Origin of the sequence: Pseudomonas sp. CH235, assembly GCF_004368175.1 — a bacterium.
Taxonomy (GTDB): domain Bacteria; phylum Pseudomonadota; class Gammaproteobacteria; order Pseudomonadales; family Pseudomonadaceae; genus Aquipseudomonas; species Aquipseudomonas paraglycinae.
Map to the genome: position 1 here is coordinate 172,180 of NZ_RRZJ01000003.1, position 16,252 is coordinate 188,431.

The 16,252-nt window shown below is 60.1% G+C and carries 12 protein-coding genes and 4 tRNA genes; 13 read left to right on the top strand and 3 right to left on the bottom strand.

The window, feature by feature from the left end; genetic code table 11:
• Positions 1-230 precede the first annotated feature (230 nt).
• Entirely contained in the window at positions 231-2,246 is a 2,016-nt protein-coding gene (uvrB, locus tag EIY71_RS04635; RefSeq protein WP_129973129.1) for an excinuclease ABC subunit UvrB, read from the top strand.
• Positions 2,247-2,306: 60 nt separating this feature from the next.
• Here the strand turns inward: uvrB and EIY71_RS04640 are convergent, their stop codons facing one another.
• Positions 2,307-3,797, bottom strand: coding sequence for an MDR family MFS transporter (locus EIY71_RS04640; protein ID WP_170844900.1), 1,491 nt, complete (start codon positions 3,795-3,797; stop codon positions 2,307-2,309).
• A 49-nt stretch (positions 3,798-3,846) separates the two neighbouring features.
• Entirely contained in the window at positions 3,847-4,896 is a 1,050-nt protein-coding gene (locus EIY71_RS04645) for an HlyD family secretion protein (protein WP_134020710.1), read from the bottom strand.
• Positions 4,897-5,126: 230 nt separating this feature from the next.
• Here EIY71_RS04645 and gltX point away from each other — a divergent pair, with 230 nt between their 5' ends.
• The 12 genes from gltX (at position 5,127) to EIY71_RS04705 (ending at position 14,553) form a co-directional block, all read left to right on the top strand.
• Complete coding sequence (gltX, locus tag EIY71_RS04650) at positions 5,127-6,608, top strand: glutamate--tRNA ligase (protein WP_134020713.1); 1,482 nt, start codon at positions 5,127-5,129, stop codon at positions 6,606-6,608.
• A 201-nt stretch (positions 6,609-6,809) separates the two neighbouring features.
• Positions 6,810-6,885: transfer RNA gene (locus EIY71_RS04655), tRNA-Ala, on the top strand.
• Between the two features lie 79 nt (positions 6,886-6,964).
• Positions 6,965-7,040, top strand: a tRNA-Glu gene (locus tag EIY71_RS04660).
• 53 nt (positions 7,041-7,093) lie between these two features.
• A tRNA-Ala gene (locus EIY71_RS04665) sits at positions 7,094-7,169 on the top strand.
• A gap of 78 nt (positions 7,170-7,247) precedes the next feature.
• Positions 7,248-7,323: transfer RNA gene (locus tag EIY71_RS04670), tRNA-Glu, on the top strand.
• Positions 7,324-7,506: 183 nt separating this feature from the next.
• Positions 7,507-8,046 carry a TetR/AcrR family transcriptional regulator gene (locus tag EIY71_RS04675; protein WP_007956432.1) on the top strand — a complete coding sequence of 180 codons (540 nt, stop codon included), beginning with the start codon at positions 7,507-7,509 and terminating at the stop codon, positions 8,044-8,046.
• Positions 8,047-8,076: 30 nt separating this feature from the next.
• Positions 8,077-8,910 carry an alpha/beta fold hydrolase gene (locus EIY71_RS04680; RefSeq protein ID WP_102687000.1) on the top strand — a complete coding sequence of 278 codons (834 nt, stop codon included), beginning with the start codon at positions 8,077-8,079 and terminating at the stop codon, positions 8,908-8,910.
• A 47-nt stretch (positions 8,911-8,957) separates the two neighbouring features.
• The gene (locus tag EIY71_RS04685; RefSeq protein WP_011333342.1) at positions 8,958-9,419 is read left to right on the top strand and encodes a thioesterase family protein; all 462 of its coding nucleotides are present in this window, start codon (positions 8,958-8,960) and stop codon (positions 9,417-9,419) included.
• A gap of 35 nt (positions 9,420-9,454) precedes the next feature.
• On the top strand, positions 9,455-10,414 hold the full coding sequence (locus tag EIY71_RS04690; RefSeq protein WP_129974179.1) for a tRNA-dihydrouridine synthase: 960 nt from the start codon (positions 9,455-9,457) through the stop codon (positions 10,412-10,414).
• A gap of 120 nt (positions 10,415-10,534) precedes the next feature.
• A complete protein-coding gene (locus EIY71_RS04695) occupies positions 10,535-10,978 on the top strand; it encodes an Hsp20 family protein (RefSeq protein WP_011333344.1) in 444 nt (147 codons plus the stop codon).
• A gap of 186 nt (positions 10,979-11,164) precedes the next feature.
• Positions 11,165-11,860, top strand: a complete 696-nt coding sequence (locus EIY71_RS04700; protein ID WP_102687002.1) for a DUF1266 domain-containing protein — start codon at positions 11,165-11,167, stop codon at positions 11,858-11,860.
• Positions 11,857-14,553, top strand: a complete 2,697-nt coding sequence (locus EIY71_RS04705; protein WP_134020716.1) for a J domain-containing protein — start codon at positions 11,857-11,859, stop codon at positions 14,551-14,553. Before EIY71_RS04700 ends, EIY71_RS04705 begins: the two co-directional genes overlap by 4 nt.
• Here EIY71_RS04705 and EIY71_RS04710 read toward each other — a convergent pair.
• Positions 14,550-16,241 (bottom strand): molecular chaperone HscC, encoded by a 1,692-nt coding sequence (locus EIY71_RS04710; RefSeq protein ID WP_134020719.1) that lies wholly within the window; start codon positions 16,239-16,241, stop codon positions 14,550-14,552. The genes EIY71_RS04705 and EIY71_RS04710 overlap by 4 nt on opposite strands.
• Positions 16,242-16,252: the final 11 nt, after the last annotated feature.

Genomic DNA, 16,252 nt, shown 5'->3' on the forward strand with positions numbered 1-16,252 from the left:
ATGGCGACAGGCGAATCGGCTTTTAAGGTAAGTTTTTCCGATTATTTCTCGACCGTTAGTCGAATGAACCTGTCAGAGACTTTACCGGATGTAGGACGTTTGCCTTGAAAGGCGAGGCAATCGGCTCCACATTCAGCACAATCTTCGTTTTTCCTTGCGCGACATCGGTCGTTTGCGGTCTTTCTCGTGGTGCTGCGGTTACCCGCCGCATCGCGATTCCAGAGGTGTTTATGTCTGAATTCCAGCTCGTCACCCGTTTCGACCCTGCCGGCGATCAGCCTGAAGCCATTCGCCTGATGGTCGAAGGCATCGAAGCCGGGCTGTCGCACCAGACGCTGCTCGGGGTGACCGGGTCGGGCAAGACCTTCAGCATCGCCAACGTGATCGCCCAGGTGCAGCGTCCGACCCTGGTTCTGGCGCCGAACAAGACCCTGGCCGCGCAGTTGTACGGCGAGTTCAAGTCGTTCTTCCCGAACAACGCTGTCGAGTACTTCGTTTCCTACTACGACTACTACCAGCCCGAAGCCTATGTGCCGTCGTCCGACACCTTCATCGAGAAGGATGCGTCGATCAACGACCACATCGAGCAGATGCGTCTGTCAGCGACCAAGGCATTGCTCGAGCGCAAGGACGCGATCATCGTCACCACGGTGTCGTGCATCTACGGTCTGGGCAGCCCGGAAACCTATTTGAAAATGGTCTTGCATGTCGATCGCGGCGACAAGCTCGACCAGCGTGCGCTGGTGCGGCGCCTGGCCGACCTGCAATACACCCGCAATGACATGGATTTCGCCCGTGCGACCTTCCGGGTGCGCGGCGATGTGATCGACATCTACCCGGCGGAATCCGACCTGGAAGCGATCCGCATCGAGTTGTTCGATGACGAGGTGGAAAGCATTTCCGCGTTCGACCCGCTGACCGGTGAAGTCATCCGCAAGCTGCCGCGCTTCACCTTCTATCCGAAGAGCCACTACGTGACGCCGCGGGAAACCCTGCTCGACGCCATCGAAGGGATCAAGGTCGAGTTGCAGGAGCGCCTCGAGTATCTGCGCAACAACAACAAATTGGTGGAAGCCCAGCGTCTTGAGCAGCGCACCCGGTTCGACCTGGAGATGATCCTCGAGCTCGGCTACTGCAACGGCATCGAAAACTACTCGCGCTATCTGTCGGGTCGTCCGGCCGGCGCTGCGCCGCCAACGCTCTACGATTACCTGCCGGCCGACGCCTTGCTGGTGATCGACGAATCCCACGTCAGCGTGCCGCAAGTCGGCGCGATGTATAAGGGCGACCGTTCGCGTAAGGAAACTCTCGTGGAGTATGGCTTCCGCCTGCCGTCGGCGCTGGACAACCGGCCGATGCGCTTCGACGAGTGGGAAGCGGTGAGCCCACAGACGATTTTCGTCTCGGCCACGCCCGGCAACTACGAAGCCGAACACGCAGGTCGGGTGATCGAGCAAGTGGTGCGCCCCACCGGTCTGGTCGACCCGCAGGTTGAAGTACGCCCGGCGCTGACTCAGGTCGACGATCTATTGTCGGAAATCACCAAACGTGTTGCGGTGGAGGAGCGAGTGCTGGTCACCACGCTGACCAAACGCATGGCTGAAGACTTGACCGATTACCTGGCCGATCACGGCGTGCGCGTGCGTTATCTGCACTCGGACATCGACACCGTCGAGCGGGTCGAAATCATCCGCGACCTGCGTCTGGGTACTTTTGATGTGCTGGTGGGGATCAACCTGCTGCGTGAAGGTCTGGACATGCCCGAAGTATCGCTGGTGGCGATTCTCGACGCGGACAAGGAGGGTTTCCTGCGTTCCGAGCGTTCGCTGATCCAGACCATCGGCCGCGCGGCGCGGAACCTCAATGGCCGGGCGATTCTCTACGCGGACCGCATTACTGGTTCGATGGAGAGGGCTATTGGTGAAACCGAGCGTCGTCGCGACAAGCAGATCGCCTTCAACCTGGCCAACGGCATCACGCCGAAGGGCGTGTTCAAGGACGTCGCCGACATCATGGAAGGCGCCACCGTGCCCGGTTCGCGCAGCAAGAAGCGCAAGGGCATGGCCAAGGCCGCCGAAGAGAACGCCAAGTACGAAGCCGAATTGCGCTCGCCGAGCGAGATCACCAAACGCATTCGCCAACTGGAAGAGAAGATGTACCAACTGGCCCGCGACCTGGAATTCGAAGCGGCAGCGCAGATGCGCGACGAAATTGCCAAGCTGCGTGAGCGGCTGTTGGCTGTCTGACTGATCGTTCCCACGCTCTGCGTGGGAATGCAGCCCTGGACGCTCTGCGTCCGCTCAAGGTTAATGCGCCTCGCCGGCCTTCAGTCCGGCGGGCAGTTTCTTGGTCAGCAAAATCGCCAGCATGCTGATCCCCAGCGCAATCCCGACAAAGTGAAACGCATCGTTGTAGGCCATGATCAGCGCCTGCTGATGGACAATTTCGCTCAACTTGCCCAACGCCGCCGTGTCACTGCCGAACCGATCGGTCATCGACGCCAGGCGTTCGGCCACCTGCGGATTGGTCGGCACCACCGCTTCGCGCAGGTAATCGAAGTAGGTCTTGGTGCGCGCGTCCAGCAGTGTGGCGAGCAGGGCGATGCCGATGGCGCCGCCGAGGTTGCGCAGGATGTTGAACAGGCTCGACGCCGAACCCGCGTCCTGCGGCAGGATGTACGCCGTGGCGATCAGCGAAATGGTCACCATGATCAGCGGCTGACCCAAGGCGCGGATAATCTGGATCTGGTTGAACTGCGGCCCGGCGAAATCAGGGTTGAGCACCCCGGATGAAAAACTCGCCAGCCCGAACAGGCCGAAACCGATCGTACACAGCCATTTCGGCGAGACGAACTTCATCAGCTTCGGCACCAGTGGAATCAGAAACAGCTGCGGCACGCCCATCCACATGATCACTTCGCCGATCTGCAAGGCGTTGTAGTTCTGGATCTGCGCCAGATACAGCGGCAGCAGATAGATCGAACCGTACAGCCCGACGCCCATGCCGAGGCTGGAAATACTCGACAGCCCAAAATTGCGATTGCGCAGGATGCCGAGGTTGATCAGCGGGTTGGGCTTGGAAATCTGCACGATCACGAAGGTGATCAGGCTCAGCAGGGCGATGCTGCCCAGCGTCACGATCAGGCTCGATTCCAGCCAGTCCTTGCGATGGCCTTCCTCAAGAAAAACCTGCAGGCAACCGAGGCCGATGCCCAGCGTGAGAATGCCGGTGTAATCGGTGCTTTTCAGCAGTTCCCAATGCGCTTCTTTCTTCTCCAGCCCGTACATCAGCCCGGCGATCATGATCAGCCCCGGCGGGATGTTGATATAGAAGATGTACTCCCAGCCCCAGTTTTCCGTGAGCCAGCCGCCGAGGGTCGGGCCGATGGACGGGGCGAAGGTGGCGGTCATGGCGAACATCGCCATGCCTTTGGCCCGGTGGTGTTCGGGGAGTTTGATCAGAGTCAGGGTGAACGCCAGCGGGATCAGCGCGCCGCCGGTGAATCCCTGCATGGCGCGAAACACGATCATGCTCTCCAGGCTCCAGGCCATCGAGCACAACAGCGACGAAATCAGAAATCCCAGCGACACCCACACCGCCAGCCGACGGGCCGACAACAACTGCACCAGCCAGGCGGTCAGCGGAATCATGATGATTTCCGCCACCAGATAAGACGTCGAGATCCACGAGCCTTCTTCCAGCGTCGCCGACAGGGCGCCCTGAATGTCCTTGAGCGAGGAGTTGGTGATCTGGATGTCGAGCACCGCCATGAAGGCGCCGAGCATCACGCTCATCACCGCGATCCAGTCCCGCCGGGTCGGTTCGCCGACCGGGCGGATCAGTGAATCACCGGCCATTGTCCGGGGCGTCTTTGATGTTCACGGTGGCGGTGACGGACATGCCCGGACGGATCTTGCCGTGCAGCGGGTTATCGGCCTTGAAGGTCAGCTTGACCGGAATCCGCTGCACGACCTTGGTGAAGTTGCCGGTGGCGTTGTCCGGCGGCAACAGGCTGAACTGCGCGCCAGAGGCGGCGAACAGGCTGTCGACCCGGGCTTCTATCGGCGTATCACCATAGGCGTCGAAGAGCAGTTCGGCCTTCTGGCCCGGCTGCATGTGGCCGATCTGGGTTTCCTTGAAGTTGGCCTGCACCCAGATGTCCTCGTCCGGAACGATCGACAAAAGATACGCGCCGGCCTGTACCACTTGACCATTGCGCGCGGCACGCTGGCCGATCAGGCCGCTGATCGGCGCGTGGATTTCGCTGCGGGTCAGGTTCAGTTCGGCCTGGGCGAGGTCGGCGCGGGCGTTGGCGATCTGCGCGTCGAGGCGTTTGATTTCGGCGGTCAGTGCGTTGACCTGCTGGCGCTGGCTTTGGGCATCGGCCTGGGCCTTGGCCACTTGCGAGCGAGCGATGCGGGCGTCGGCGGAGAGGGTGGTGACCCGCTCCTCGGAAACGTAGCCGGGTTTGCGCAGGGTTTCTGCCCGCGACAAATCCACCTGCGAACGGCCGAGCGTCGCCTGGGTCGTGGCTACTTGCGCGTCGCTGGCGGCGATCAGGCTGGCTTGCTGGGTCAGTTTGCTCTGAGCTTGCAGGCGTTCGGCCTCGCGGGTGGCGAGGGCGGCGTTGGCGCGATCGACGGCGAGGCGGAAGTCATCGCCTTCGAGACGGATCAGCAACTGGCCTTTTTCCACGTGCTGATTGTCCTGCACCAGGACTTCGTCGATGCGTGCGCTCAACTGGCTCGACACGCGGGTGATTTCACCCTGGACATAGGCGTTGTCGGTGCTTTCATAAAAGCGTCCCTTGAAAAACCAATGAGCGAAAAAGCCCCCGGCAATCAACAGGACCAGCAACAGGAAAATGAACAGGCGACGCTTGAGTTGGGCAGGCATGGGCAAACTGTAGTCGAGGAATTGTAAGGAAAGTTATCAGCAGGCGAATCTGGCATACAGCCGATGAGCGGTAAATGCTGTCTGTTGATATTCGGCCATTCACCACGGCCAACGGGCGTTCCAGACGCAACCTTGGCTTAAATGCCCTGCCCGCTGGAGCGGGGCGGGTGTCGCCTGTTACCATTCGCCGCTTGATCGTTCTTTGCTTTTCATTCTTTTCGAGACATGCCATGACCACCGTCCGCACTCGCATCGCGCCATCGCCTACCGGGGATCCCCACGTAGGTACCGCTTACATCGCACTGTTCAACTACTGCTTTGCCAAGCAGCACGGCGGTGAGTTCATCCTGCGGATCGAAGACACCGATCAGTTGCGTTCGACCCGCGAGTCCGAACAGCAGATCTTCGACGCCCTGCGCTGGCTGGGCATCGACTGGAGCGAAGGCCCGGACGTTGGCGGCCCGCACGGCCCGTACCGTCAGAGCGAGCGCGGCGATATCTACCGGAAGTATTGCCAGCAACTGGTCGACATGGGCCACGCCTTCCCGTGCTTCTGCACCGCCGAAGAGCTGGACCAGATGCGCGCCGAGCAAATGGCACGCGGCGAAACCCCGCGTTACGACGGCCGTGCGCTGTTGCTGTCCAAGGAAGAAGTCGCCCGTCGCCTGGCTGCCGGCGAGCCGCACGTGATCCGCATGAAGGTGCCGAGCGAAGGCGTCTGCGTGGTTCCGGACATGCTGCGTGGCGACGTCGAGATCCCGTGGGATCGCATGGACATGCAAGTGCTGATGAAGACCGACGGTCTGCCGACGTACTTCCTGGCCAACGTGGTTGACGATCACCTGATGGGTATCACCCACGTGCTGCGCGGTGAAGAATGGCTGCCATCGGCGCCTAAACTGATCCTGCTCTACGAGTACTTCGGCTGGGAACAACCGGAGCTGTGCTACATGCCGCTGCTGCGCAACCCGGACAAGAGCAAGCTGTCCAAACGCAAAAACCCGACTTCGGTGACGTTCTACGAGCGCATGGGCTTCATGCCTGAGGCGATGCTCAACTACCTGGGCCGCATGGGCTGGTCGATGCCGGACGAGCGCGAGAAGTTCTCGCTGCAGGAAATGGTCGACAACTTTGACCTCAAGCGTGTGTCGCTGGGCGGTCCGATCTTCGACATCGAGAAACTGTCGTGGCTCAACGGCCAGTGGCTGCGTGATCTGCCGGTGGAAGAGTTCGCCGCTCGCGTGCAGAAGTGGGCGTTCAATTCCGAATACATGATGAAGATCGCGCCGCACGTTCAGGGCCGTGTCGAAACCTTCAGCCAGGTTGCACCGCTGGCCGGGTTCTTCTTCTCCGGTGGCGTGAACCCGGATGCCAAGCTGTTCGAATCGAAAAAGCTCTCGGGCGATCAGGTTCGTCAACTGATGCAGTTGATCCTGTGGAAGCTTGAGAGCCTGCGTCAGTGGGAGAAGGACAGCATCACCGCGACGATTCAGGCGGTGGTCGAATCCCTCGAGCTGAAGCTGCGTGATGCAATGCCGCTGATGTTTGCCGCGATCACCGGGCAGGCGAGTTCGGTGTCGGTGCTCGATGCGATGGAAATCCTCGGGCCGGACCTGACCCGTTTCCGTCTGCGCCAGGCGATTGACCTGCTGGGCGGTGTGTCGAAGAAAGAAAACAAAGAGTGGGAAAAGCTGTTGGGCGCCATCGCCTGATTGCGTTTGACTCTGCAGGACGCACCGAAGGTCAGGATCTTTTGATCCTGTCCTTCGGTGTTTTCCCCCGAATTTACGGGGGAGGGCGGTAAGTGATTGTAATGCCGACAAAAAATTTTGAATTTTTTCAAAAATAAGTTTGACAGCCTTTCGATACGCCCTTAAGATTCGCCCCGTCCTCAGCGATGACATCAACGATGAGGGGCTATAGCTCAGCTGGGAGAGCGCTTGCATGGCATGCAAGAGGTCGACGGTTCGATCCCGTCTAGCTCCACCAATTTACACTTCGAAGCCTGGCCACACCGGCTTCGAAGCGATCAACACTCAGCGTTGATCAGTTGTATAGAAGGGTTTGCGTCCCCTTCGTCTAGTGGCCTAGGACACCGCCCTTTCACGGCGGTAACAGGGGTTCGAGTCCCCTAGGGGACGCCAGTTTTACAGAAGCGATGTTGCAAGATGTCGCTCCGCCGAGAGGCGAAAAATCCGGGGCTATAGCTCAGCTGGGAGAGCGCCTGCATGGCATGCAGGAGGTCAGCGGTTCGATCCCGCTTAGCTCCACCAATTTACAGTTCAAGGTCTGGCCACACCGGCCTTGAATCGATCAGTACTCAGCGCTGATCATTTGTATAGAAGGTTTGTGTCCCCTTCGTCTAGTGGCCTAGGACACCGCCCTTTCACGGCGGTAACAGGGGTTCGAGTCCCCTAGGGGACGCCACGATTACCCGCTCTGCGGGATTTTATAAGGGTCATTCAATTATTGAATGGCCCTTTTGTTTGTCTGGCGTTTGGCCAAATCCTCTTTTTCCTTAACACTGTGCTTCAGACCAGCGGTCACGCTTGTGACTTGCGGAATATTATTATGAGAATAATATTGCTATCGTAATATTCGGAGGCGACGATGAACGACAAGAAAGCTCAAACCCGCGAACGCATTCTCAAGGCCGCCAGCGCTGCACTGATCCAGCGCGGCCCGGCTGAACCGAGCGTGGGCGAAGTGATGGGTGCAGCCGGCCTGACCGTCGGTGGCTTCTACGCCCACTTCGAAAGCAAGGACGCAATGATGCTTGAGGCGTTCAAGCAATTGCTCGGTCGCCGTCGCGACCTGATTGCCGACATGGACAGCGAGCTGACCGGTGAAGAGCGCCGCGCCCTTGTGGCTGCGTTCTATCTGTCGCGCAAGCATCGCGATTCCAGCGATTCGGCCTGCCCGATTCCGGCCTCCATCGGCGAGCTTGGGCGGCTGCCGGAAGAATTCCGCATAGCGCTGAACGAGCACCTGGAACTGATGATTGCGCAGTTGGCTTCAAGCCCTGAAGACATCGATAAAGCGTTGGCCGACGTGGCCTTGATGGTAGGTGGTCTGGCGCTCTCAAGGGCGTTGGGCCCTGGGGATTTATCCGATCGATTGCTGCGTGCTGCCAAGTCGGCGGTGCGTTGACCTGAAGGCTACAAGCCCGAGGAGAGAGCGATGAGCACGTTGAAGTGGGTTCGCGGCGTTAATGGCACCTTGGGCTGGTTCGCACCGAAACTGGTGGCGAGCAAAATGCGGCTGGCGTTCATGACGCCGCGCGCGAATGCACCGCGGGACTGGGAACTGCCGCTGCTGGCCAAATCCGAGCGCATTACCTTGCGTTTCGGTCTCTCGGCCCTGCGTTGGGGGCAAGGCCCGACTGTCTTGCTGATGCACGGTTGGGAAGGGCGGCCCACCCAGTTTGCTGCATTGATCACTGCGCTGGTCGAAGCGGGCTACACCGTAGTCGCGCTTGATGGTCCGGCCCACGGCCGCTCGCCGGGGCGTGAAGCCAATGTCGTGCTGTTCGCTCGTGCGATGCTTGAGGCCGCTGCCGAATTACCACCGCTGCAAGCGGTCATCGGCCACTCCATGGGCGGCGCCAGCGCCATGCTCGCTGTGCAACTGGGGTTGCGTACCGAGACCTTGGTGAGCATTGCCGCTCCGGCGCGAATTCTTGGTGTTTTGCGCGGATTTGCCCGCTACGTCGGCATGCCACCCAGAGCTCGTTCCGCGTTCATTCGCGAGGTTGAACAGGACGTCGGCATGCGCGCCGCCACCCTCGATGTCGCCCACTATCAACTGGATATACCGGGCCTGATCGTGCATGCCGAAGACGACACTTTCGTTTCGGTCAAGGAATCCCAACTGATCCACGAATCCTGGTTCGACAGTCGCTTGCTGCGTCTGGAAGCCGGCGGCCATCAACGCGTACTGGCCGACCCTCGGGTGATTGATGGCGTGTTATCACTGCTGGCCGGGCGCAGCCTTCAGGCGCGGCAATCGGCCTAGTCATCCGTTACACTGCCCCGGTTGAATCATTTGACCGGGAGTAGGGCATGGGCTGGGATCGGGCAACGCCGTTTACCATTGATCTGCAAGTGGGCGCCGAGGACATCGACGGGCTGGGCCACGCCAACAACGCGGTCTACGTGACCTGGCTCGAGCGCTGCGCCTGGCGCCACTCGCAGCGTCTGGGTCTGGATCTGGTCGAGTACCGGCGTCTGGATCGGGCGATGGCCGTTGTGCGCCACGAAATCGATTACCTGGCCGCCGCCTATGAAGGCGACGAGCTGCAACTGGCGACCTGGATCGTCGATTGGGATCAGCGCCTGAAAATGACCCGTCACTTCCAGCTGATTCGCCCCAGCGACAACGCCACGCTGCTGCGCGCCCAGACCACCTTCGTCTGCATCGAACTGTCCACCGGCAGGCCCAAGCGCATGCCCGCCGAGTTCATCGAAGGCTACGGCCCGGCCATACAGACGGCGGACATGGGTTTAACCCGCGAAACCCAGTAAACTGCCGCACGTTTTTCCTTGAGTGTGTGTTTCCCATGCAAATTGCTCTGGCGCCGATGGAAGGGTTGGTCGACGACATCCTGCGCGATGTCCTGACCCGTGTCGGCGGTATTGACTGGTGCGTGACCGAGTTCATTCGGGTCAACGATCAGTTGCTGACCCCGGCCTATTTCCACAAGTTCGGCCCTGAACTGCTCAACGGTGCGCGCACCGCTTCCGGCGTGCCACTGCGCGTGCAATTGCTCGGATCCGATCCGGTGTGCCTGGCAGAAAACGCGGCGCTGGCCTGCGAGCTCGGTTCTGAAGTGATCGACCTGAACTTCGGTTGTCCGGCAAAAACGGTCAACAAATCCCGTGGCGGTGCGGTGCTGCTCAAGGAGCCGGAACTGCTCAACCGGATCGTCGAACACGTGCGTCGTGCCGTTCCTGCACACATTCCGGTTACCGCCAAGATGCGCCTGGGTTTCGACAGCCCCGACGGCTCGCTGGTCTGCGCCACGGCGCTGGCCGAGGGCGGTGCCGAGCACATCGTGGTTCACGCCCGGACCAAGGTCGACGGCTACAAGCCGCCGGCGCATTGGGAGTGGATTCCGCGCGTGCAGGACGTGGTCAAGGTGCCGGTGTTTGCCAACGGTGACATCTGGAGCGTCGAAGACTGGCGCCGCTGCCGGGAAATCAGCGGCGTAGAAGACATCATGCTCGGTCGCGGTCTTGTATCGCGTCCGGATCTGGCCAAACAGATCGCCGCTGCCCGTGCCGGCGAGGAAGTCGTCGAGATGACCTGGACCGAACTGATGCCGCTGATCCAGGACTTCTGGCTGCAAGCCAAAGCTCAAATGACCGCGCGCCAATCGCCGGGCCGTTTGAAGCAATGGCTGGCCATGTTGACCCGCAATTATCCCGAAGCCGTCGAGCTGTTTACCGTGCTGCGCCGGGAGACCGAGCCGGATCAGGTCTCGCGTTTGCTGGGTTTGCCGGTCGCTGAAGCCGCCTGAAAAAATCTTCAAACGATCTCTTGAAAACAAAACGCAGGTCCCTATCTAAGGGTTACGCGATGCCGAATTCGGGTCGCGGAGACAAAAAAACTTGCTGATTGTTTTCAGGAGATTTGAATCATGAGTACTGCATTTTCCCTCGCTCCACTGTTCCGTTCTTCGGTGGGTTTCGACCGTTTCAACGACCTGTTCGAAACCGCTCTGCGCAACGAGCCAGGCAGCACCTATCCGCCTTACAACGTGGAAAAACACGGTGACGATCAATACCGCATCGTCGTGGCGGCGGCCGGTTTCCAGGAAGAAGACCTGGAACTGCAAGTCGAGAAAGGCGTGCTGACCATCAGTGGCGGCAAGCGTGATGCCAACGAAGGCGTCACGTTCCTGCACCAGGGCATTGCCCAGCGTGCATTCAAGTTGTCCTTCCGTCTGGCCGATCACATCGAGATCAAGGCCGCCGGCCTGAGCAACGGTCTGTTGAGCATCGACCTGTTGCGCGTGATCCCGGAAGAGGCGAAAGCCAAGCGCATCCCGATCAACGGAGCGCAGCCGGCTCTGCAACACTGAGTCACTTGCAGAAACAAATCGTCTGAACGGGCGATAAGCCGCTGAATGAAGGCCCCGATACGTCGGGGCCTTTTTTGTGGGCGCAAGAAAATGGCTGTTCGACTTTGCCGCCAGCGGCGGTTTCTCTACAATCCGCCGCAGTTTTGCCGACCCCCATCCTTATCGGTCGGCCTGGAGCCTTTTTTCATGGACGATATTCAACAGCGCTGGCTGTGCGCCCTTTCTGCGCCAATGGCAGCGCTCAACACCGGCGCCGGGTATGACGACCCTGCCTTCTGCGACGACCGCTATATCGACCTGAAAGGCAGCTGGGGAATCGATGACCGGCGACAATTGTTCGACATGCTTCAATGGATGACGGACGACGGACATGCCAAGCACCTGAGTGGCGCCTATTCGGCGTGGCAACGTTGTCTGCCGAATGAATGGCAACGCCTGCTCGAAGAGCTGAGCCCTCGCGAGCGTGTTCTGCATGAGTTTGCCAGTCGCACTTTTGGCGGTTGTGGTCCCGGAGGAATTTTGTCCTGGGACTACGGGCGGATGGGATTTCTCCTACGTTGCGCGGTGCGCAATCAGTGGATTGATCTGGCCGAAAGCAACTGGCTGCACAGTCGTTTGGCCGTCAGGGCGCAGTTTCACTACGGTAACTGGATGTCCTACTTCAATGGCTTTGTTGTGGGTCGCAGCTTTTGGTGCTGCCTGAACACAAGCGACGACGAGTTAGCCTGGGAGTTGGAGCGGCAGGGGGACAGTGCTCATAACCTGCGAATCACCCGCGGCCTCGCCCAGAACATCCCGCACTTTCTGGCCGACCTGCCCTGGCACATGGAAATTGATGCGTTACCCCGTCCGGCATCGCTCAAGGAGTTCGACTGGTCATGAGTTGCTGGATTCGCCTGGGCATCGAGCCCACCTCCGACGAAACCCGGATTCGTGATGCCTACCGCGCACGTTTGCCGTCGCATCATCCGGAAACCGATCCGGAAGGTTTTCAGGCGCTGCGTATGGCCTACGAAAACGCGTTGCGTCTGGCGCGGGAAGGCGAGGAAGAAGCGCCCGAGGAAGAAACTGAAGATTCAGGGCAGGAGGATGTCGAGGTCCCGCAGGCGTTCGTGGATTTCTGCGAATTACTTGACGATCCCGCGCGGCGGTTCAATGTCGGGGCATGGCAGGCATTTGTCCGGGCGCTTGATGAGCTGTCGCTGGAACAGCTTGATGAACTCAGTTGGGGGCTCTACCACCGGCTGGCCGACGCCGGTCCGCTGTCTTACCGCTGCGCGAATTTGTTGGCCAGGCGAATGGCCTGGGATCAGCAGTTGCTGGATCTGGAATTCGAAGACGCACAGCGGGTTGAAGCCTTTCTGCAACGAATTGAAACGCCTGACCCGTTCGATACCGATCTGATGAGCGCTTGGTCAGAGGCTGCGCAGACCGAAACACTCTGGTACGCACGCAGCCTTGACTTCATTTTCGCCAAGCGTCCACTCCATGAGTTTGCCGACTTCGCCGGTCAGCACACCTGTCTGCCGTTGCCGGATGATGCTGCGTTCATCAAGCGTTTGCTGGTGCAGTTCACTCAGGCGGGCATCGGTGCATCGACATTTTTGCAGTGCTGCGTCGAAAAGCAGCTGGAGGCACCTGATGACGTGGACTGGCTTTACCTGTTGGCGTGTCAGAGCAGTCTGCTGGGGCGGGACGATCAGGCATTGCCTTGCTGGATCCGACTGTGGAACGAGTTCCGCCATCCGATGGCCGAAAGTCGTCTGCTGGAATTATGCGCCAAGCGGCAACCGACTTTTCTGCCTCTGCTGATTCAGGCGTTCGATTGTCTGGGCGATTTCTCCGAGTGGCCTGCGGATCTCGGGGATGACGCGCAGGTATACGGCAGTCCGTCACAACGCCCCGAGACGCTGAACCGTTGGTTGGGTGTTGGACGGTTGAAGCTCGATAGCCTGGCGCAAAGTTTTGTCGATTGGCGCATGACAGGCGATGAGCTCCCGTTGCTTGCCCAACTGCTGGGTGAGAATGCCGACAGCAGGCTGCTGCAACTGTACCGGCATGCCTGGGCGCTGCATCGCGGTGATGCGGTCTTGCTGCAGCGGATTCTGGATCAGCCGCTCCCGGTCGATGCGCTTGAATGCCTGGTGTTGAGCGGGTTCAAAGTTCAGGCCGGACAACATCTGCGCTGGTTGGAGAATGCGCCGATTGCGCAGGCTATGAGCGTATTCAGCGAAGCGGATTCAATATCGCAGCAATTGCCGCAGGAACTGACAACAGGCGAGCTGCACAAGGTCTGTCGTCTGTGGCTGCGTCGCTTGCGGCCCTACAGTGACACCGCCCTGGAGCGCATCGCAGAAGCGTTCAAATTGGGCGCCGTCAAAGACGACTGTGACTTGTCCGAGCTCGATCTGCTCCTTCAGTTGAGCCGTCGCGGGATAGGGTTGCCGCCGGTGGGGCTGGGCGAGGCTGCCTGGGAGTGGCACGCTCAAACCGTGTTTTTGCTGGCGTTGCTGGATCAGCCGGAGCGCTGGCTGCCAATGATCGATGGGCAGTGCCTGGAGCGTCTGCCGTTCAGTCCGGCTCATCCTTTGAGTCGACTGCAGCCACTGTTGCGGCGGTTGCAACGCGAGCAAGGCAATTGCGACGGTTTACTGGGCTGGCTGCAAGGCAATGATCCGGTGCACGGCTTGTTGGTGCAGCAATTGTTCAGCGTGCAGCAGGCACTCGACAGCGCCCGATTGCCTGCCAATACCCTGCTTTACACCTGCATCGAGAGCGACCGCGCTGCGTGTGGCGACGATCTGTTGGGGCTGTTGATGTTCTGGGGCGTGCTCTATCACGACCCGAGCCTGAGCGCCGAGCAGCATCGTGCCTTGCTGCAGTCCATCGCGGCAGTCAGTTGCGAGGATGACTGGTTCGAAGGGTTTCGTGACGGCTTGATCAAGGGCGAGCCGGTGTGGCCGCCGCGCAAGGTGTTGACGGATTTTGGGGTCGACAAACTGTTGGCATACGAAGCCCTCGATTCGCTCAAGGCCATGGTTCGCTATGGCGCTGCCGGAGTGCCGAAAACGCGAGTGCTGCGCCAATTGCAGCAGGGCAAGGATGACGTGAAGAACAGTATCGGCTTGCGCCTGGCGCTGTGTGCCTTGCTGTCCTGGTCGGAGCGTTTGATGTTGGCCAAAAGTGATATTCAGCCGGTGCCAGCAGGGGCGATCTGGCGCCTGGGGTCGCGGCTGGGGCGCAAGGCTTTTATCGCCCAGGTCCTGGGGGGGGTGGTGATTACGCCGGTGGCAGGATTGATCAGCGGTACCACATTCTTTGGCATTCTGATCCTGTTACTGGGTGTTCTGCTGTTATTCGGTGCCACTCTGCGCCGTTTGCATGATATGGGACGAGGCCTGCCCACATTGCTGATATTCATGGCCTTGTCGCCGGTCTTGCCCTTCCTGCCGCTGCTGCTGTTCGGCTTTCCCGGTGACAAGTTGCCCAACCAGTACGGGGCACCACCGGACAGCGGCGGTGGTGAAATGCTGTCCGGTGGTTTGCAGGCTGCTCTGCGGCGACTCAACGGTTAGAGGCGCAGTTGATCCAGCGCCTTGTTGAGCTCTGAGCGGTGGCTGGCGATCTCGGCCGGCTGCTGTCCGCCGAGTACCGTGGTGAAGTTGTGCAGCCACTCGGCAATGTGTTCGCGCTGCGTGCCCAGACTTTGCATCCATGCCCGCTCCAGACGGGCCAGCAGTGTGCGGTTGGGCAATGCGTCGCGTGGATGGACCTTCAGCGTCGACAGACGGTTATGGCTGTCTCTGCGTGCTTGTTCATTCAGCCCGGTGGGACTGCGGTCGATGCTGTGGCTGTGGCGTTCGCCGGTCTGGAGCAGCGTGACGTCGACCTCGAGTAAACCGTTGATGTCGTAACTGAAGCGTACGTCCAACTCCTGAATGTTATCGGTGGGCGTCAAGGTGACATCGAAAGCGTCAATGAGGATGTTGTCACGTACCCACGGCCGCTCACCCTGATAAACGGCAATGCGCAGCAGCTCCTGCCGGGGATGGGTTGTGTGGTAGCGCTCGACCCGTGACGTCGGGATGATGGTGTTGCGTTCGATGATCGGTGAAAAGGCGCCGTCGATGCCTTTGCCACGCATGGTTGCGATGCCCAGCGTATACGGGCAGACATCGGTCAGAATCAGTTCTTCGATCGCACCATCGCGCGCCTTGCAGGCCGCTTGCGTGGCCGCACCCAGTGCAACGAGGGTGTCGGGATCAAGATGTCGGTAGGGCAGGCGTCCGAACAGTGTGGCGACCAACTGTTGTACCGCAGGCATCCGCGTTGCCCCACCGACCAGCACCAGACTGTCGAGATCCCGTGGTTTCAGGCGCGCATCGCGCAGGGCCTGTTCGATCGGCGCGCGCAATCGTGCCAGCAACGGTTCCCAGATCTTCACGGCAGCGGCTTCATCCAGCGACCATTCGTACAGTTCGTCGGCATGGCGCCAGTTCAGCGATTGAGGTCCTTCGCCGAGTTTGCATTTGAGTTGTTCCAGGGCATCGCCCAGGCTGGCCATGCCTTGCGGATCAATCATCGACGGGGTCAGTTGCCAGCTTTTCAGACAGGCATTCAGCAGTGCAGCGGTAAAGTCCTCCCCACCCAAAAAGTTGTCGCCGGTGGACGCATGCACTTCAATCAGCGGCAACGCATATTCCAGCACCGTGACATCGAACGTCCCGCCGCCCAGATCGAAGATCAGCGTGCGTTCGAATTTCTGCTCGTGCAGCCCGTACGCCATTGCAGCGGCGGTCGGCTCGTTGATCAGTCGGGAAACCTTCAGGCCCGCCAGTTCGGCGGCGAACAGCGTGCGTTTGCGTTGCTCGTCACTGAAATACGCCGGCACGGAAATCACCGCTTCAGCCACCGGGTGGCCGAGAAAGGCTTCGGCGTCCTGCTTGAGTGAGCCCAGCACCAGTGCCGATAACTCTTCGGGGCTGAAGGTTTTGGTGCCGAGTTCGATCTGCCGGTCGCTGCCCATGAATCGCTTGAACGCGGCGGCTGTTCGTTCCGGGTGGGTCGTCAGGCGTGCGCGTGCGGCTTTGCCGACCAGAATGGTCTCGTCTTCATCGAGGCTGACCACCGAAGGGGTCAGTACCTCGCCGAGGGCGTTGGGGATCAATCGGGCCTGACCGTCCTGCCAGACGGCGATCAAACTGTTGGTGGTGCCAAGGTCAATGCCCAGCAGGGCCGGGCGGGGGAGGGTTGCATCCTGCATGATCGATCTCG

What these genes read in the sequence shown, in the direction of transcription:
- EIY71_RS04685 (WP_011333342.1), top strand. Translation starts at nt 8,958, where the DNA reads ATGGGCTGGGATCGGGCAACGCCGTTTACCATTGATCTGCAAGTGGGC.
- EIY71_RS04700 (WP_102687002.1), top strand. Translation starts at nt 11,165, where the DNA reads ATGGACGATATTCAACAGCGCTGGCTGTGCGCCCTTTCTGCGCCAATG.
- EIY71_RS04695 (WP_011333344.1), top strand. Translation starts at nt 10,535, where the DNA reads ATGAGTACTGCATTTTCCCTCGCTCCACTGTTCCGTTCTTCGGTGGGT.
- EIY71_RS04710 (WP_134020719.1), bottom strand. Translation starts at nt 16,241, where the DNA reads ATGCAGGATGCAACCCTCCCCCGCCCGGCCCTGCTGGGCATTGACCTT.
- EIY71_RS04680 (WP_102687000.1), top strand. Translation starts at nt 8,077, where the DNA reads ATGAGCACGTTGAAGTGGGTTCGCGGCGTTAATGGCACCTTGGGCTGG.
- gltX (WP_134020713.1), top strand. Translation starts at nt 5,127, where the DNA reads ATGACCACCGTCCGCACTCGCATCGCGCCATCGCCTACCGGGGATCCC.
- EIY71_RS04675 (WP_007956432.1), top strand. Translation starts at nt 7,507, where the DNA reads ATGAACGACAAGAAAGCTCAAACCCGCGAACGCATTCTCAAGGCCGCC.
- EIY71_RS04690 (WP_129974179.1), top strand. Translation starts at nt 9,455, where the DNA reads ATGCAAATTGCTCTGGCGCCGATGGAAGGGTTGGTCGACGACATCCTG.
- uvrB (WP_129973129.1), top strand. Translation starts at nt 231, where the DNA reads ATGTCTGAATTCCAGCTCGTCACCCGTTTCGACCCTGCCGGCGATCAG.
- EIY71_RS04705 (WP_134020716.1), top strand. Translation starts at nt 11,857, where the DNA reads ATGAGTTGCTGGATTCGCCTGGGCATCGAGCCCACCTCCGACGAAACC.
- EIY71_RS04645 (WP_134020710.1), bottom strand. Translation starts at nt 4,896, where the DNA reads ATGCCTGCCCAACTCAAGCGTCGCCTGTTCATTTTCCTGTTGCTGGTC.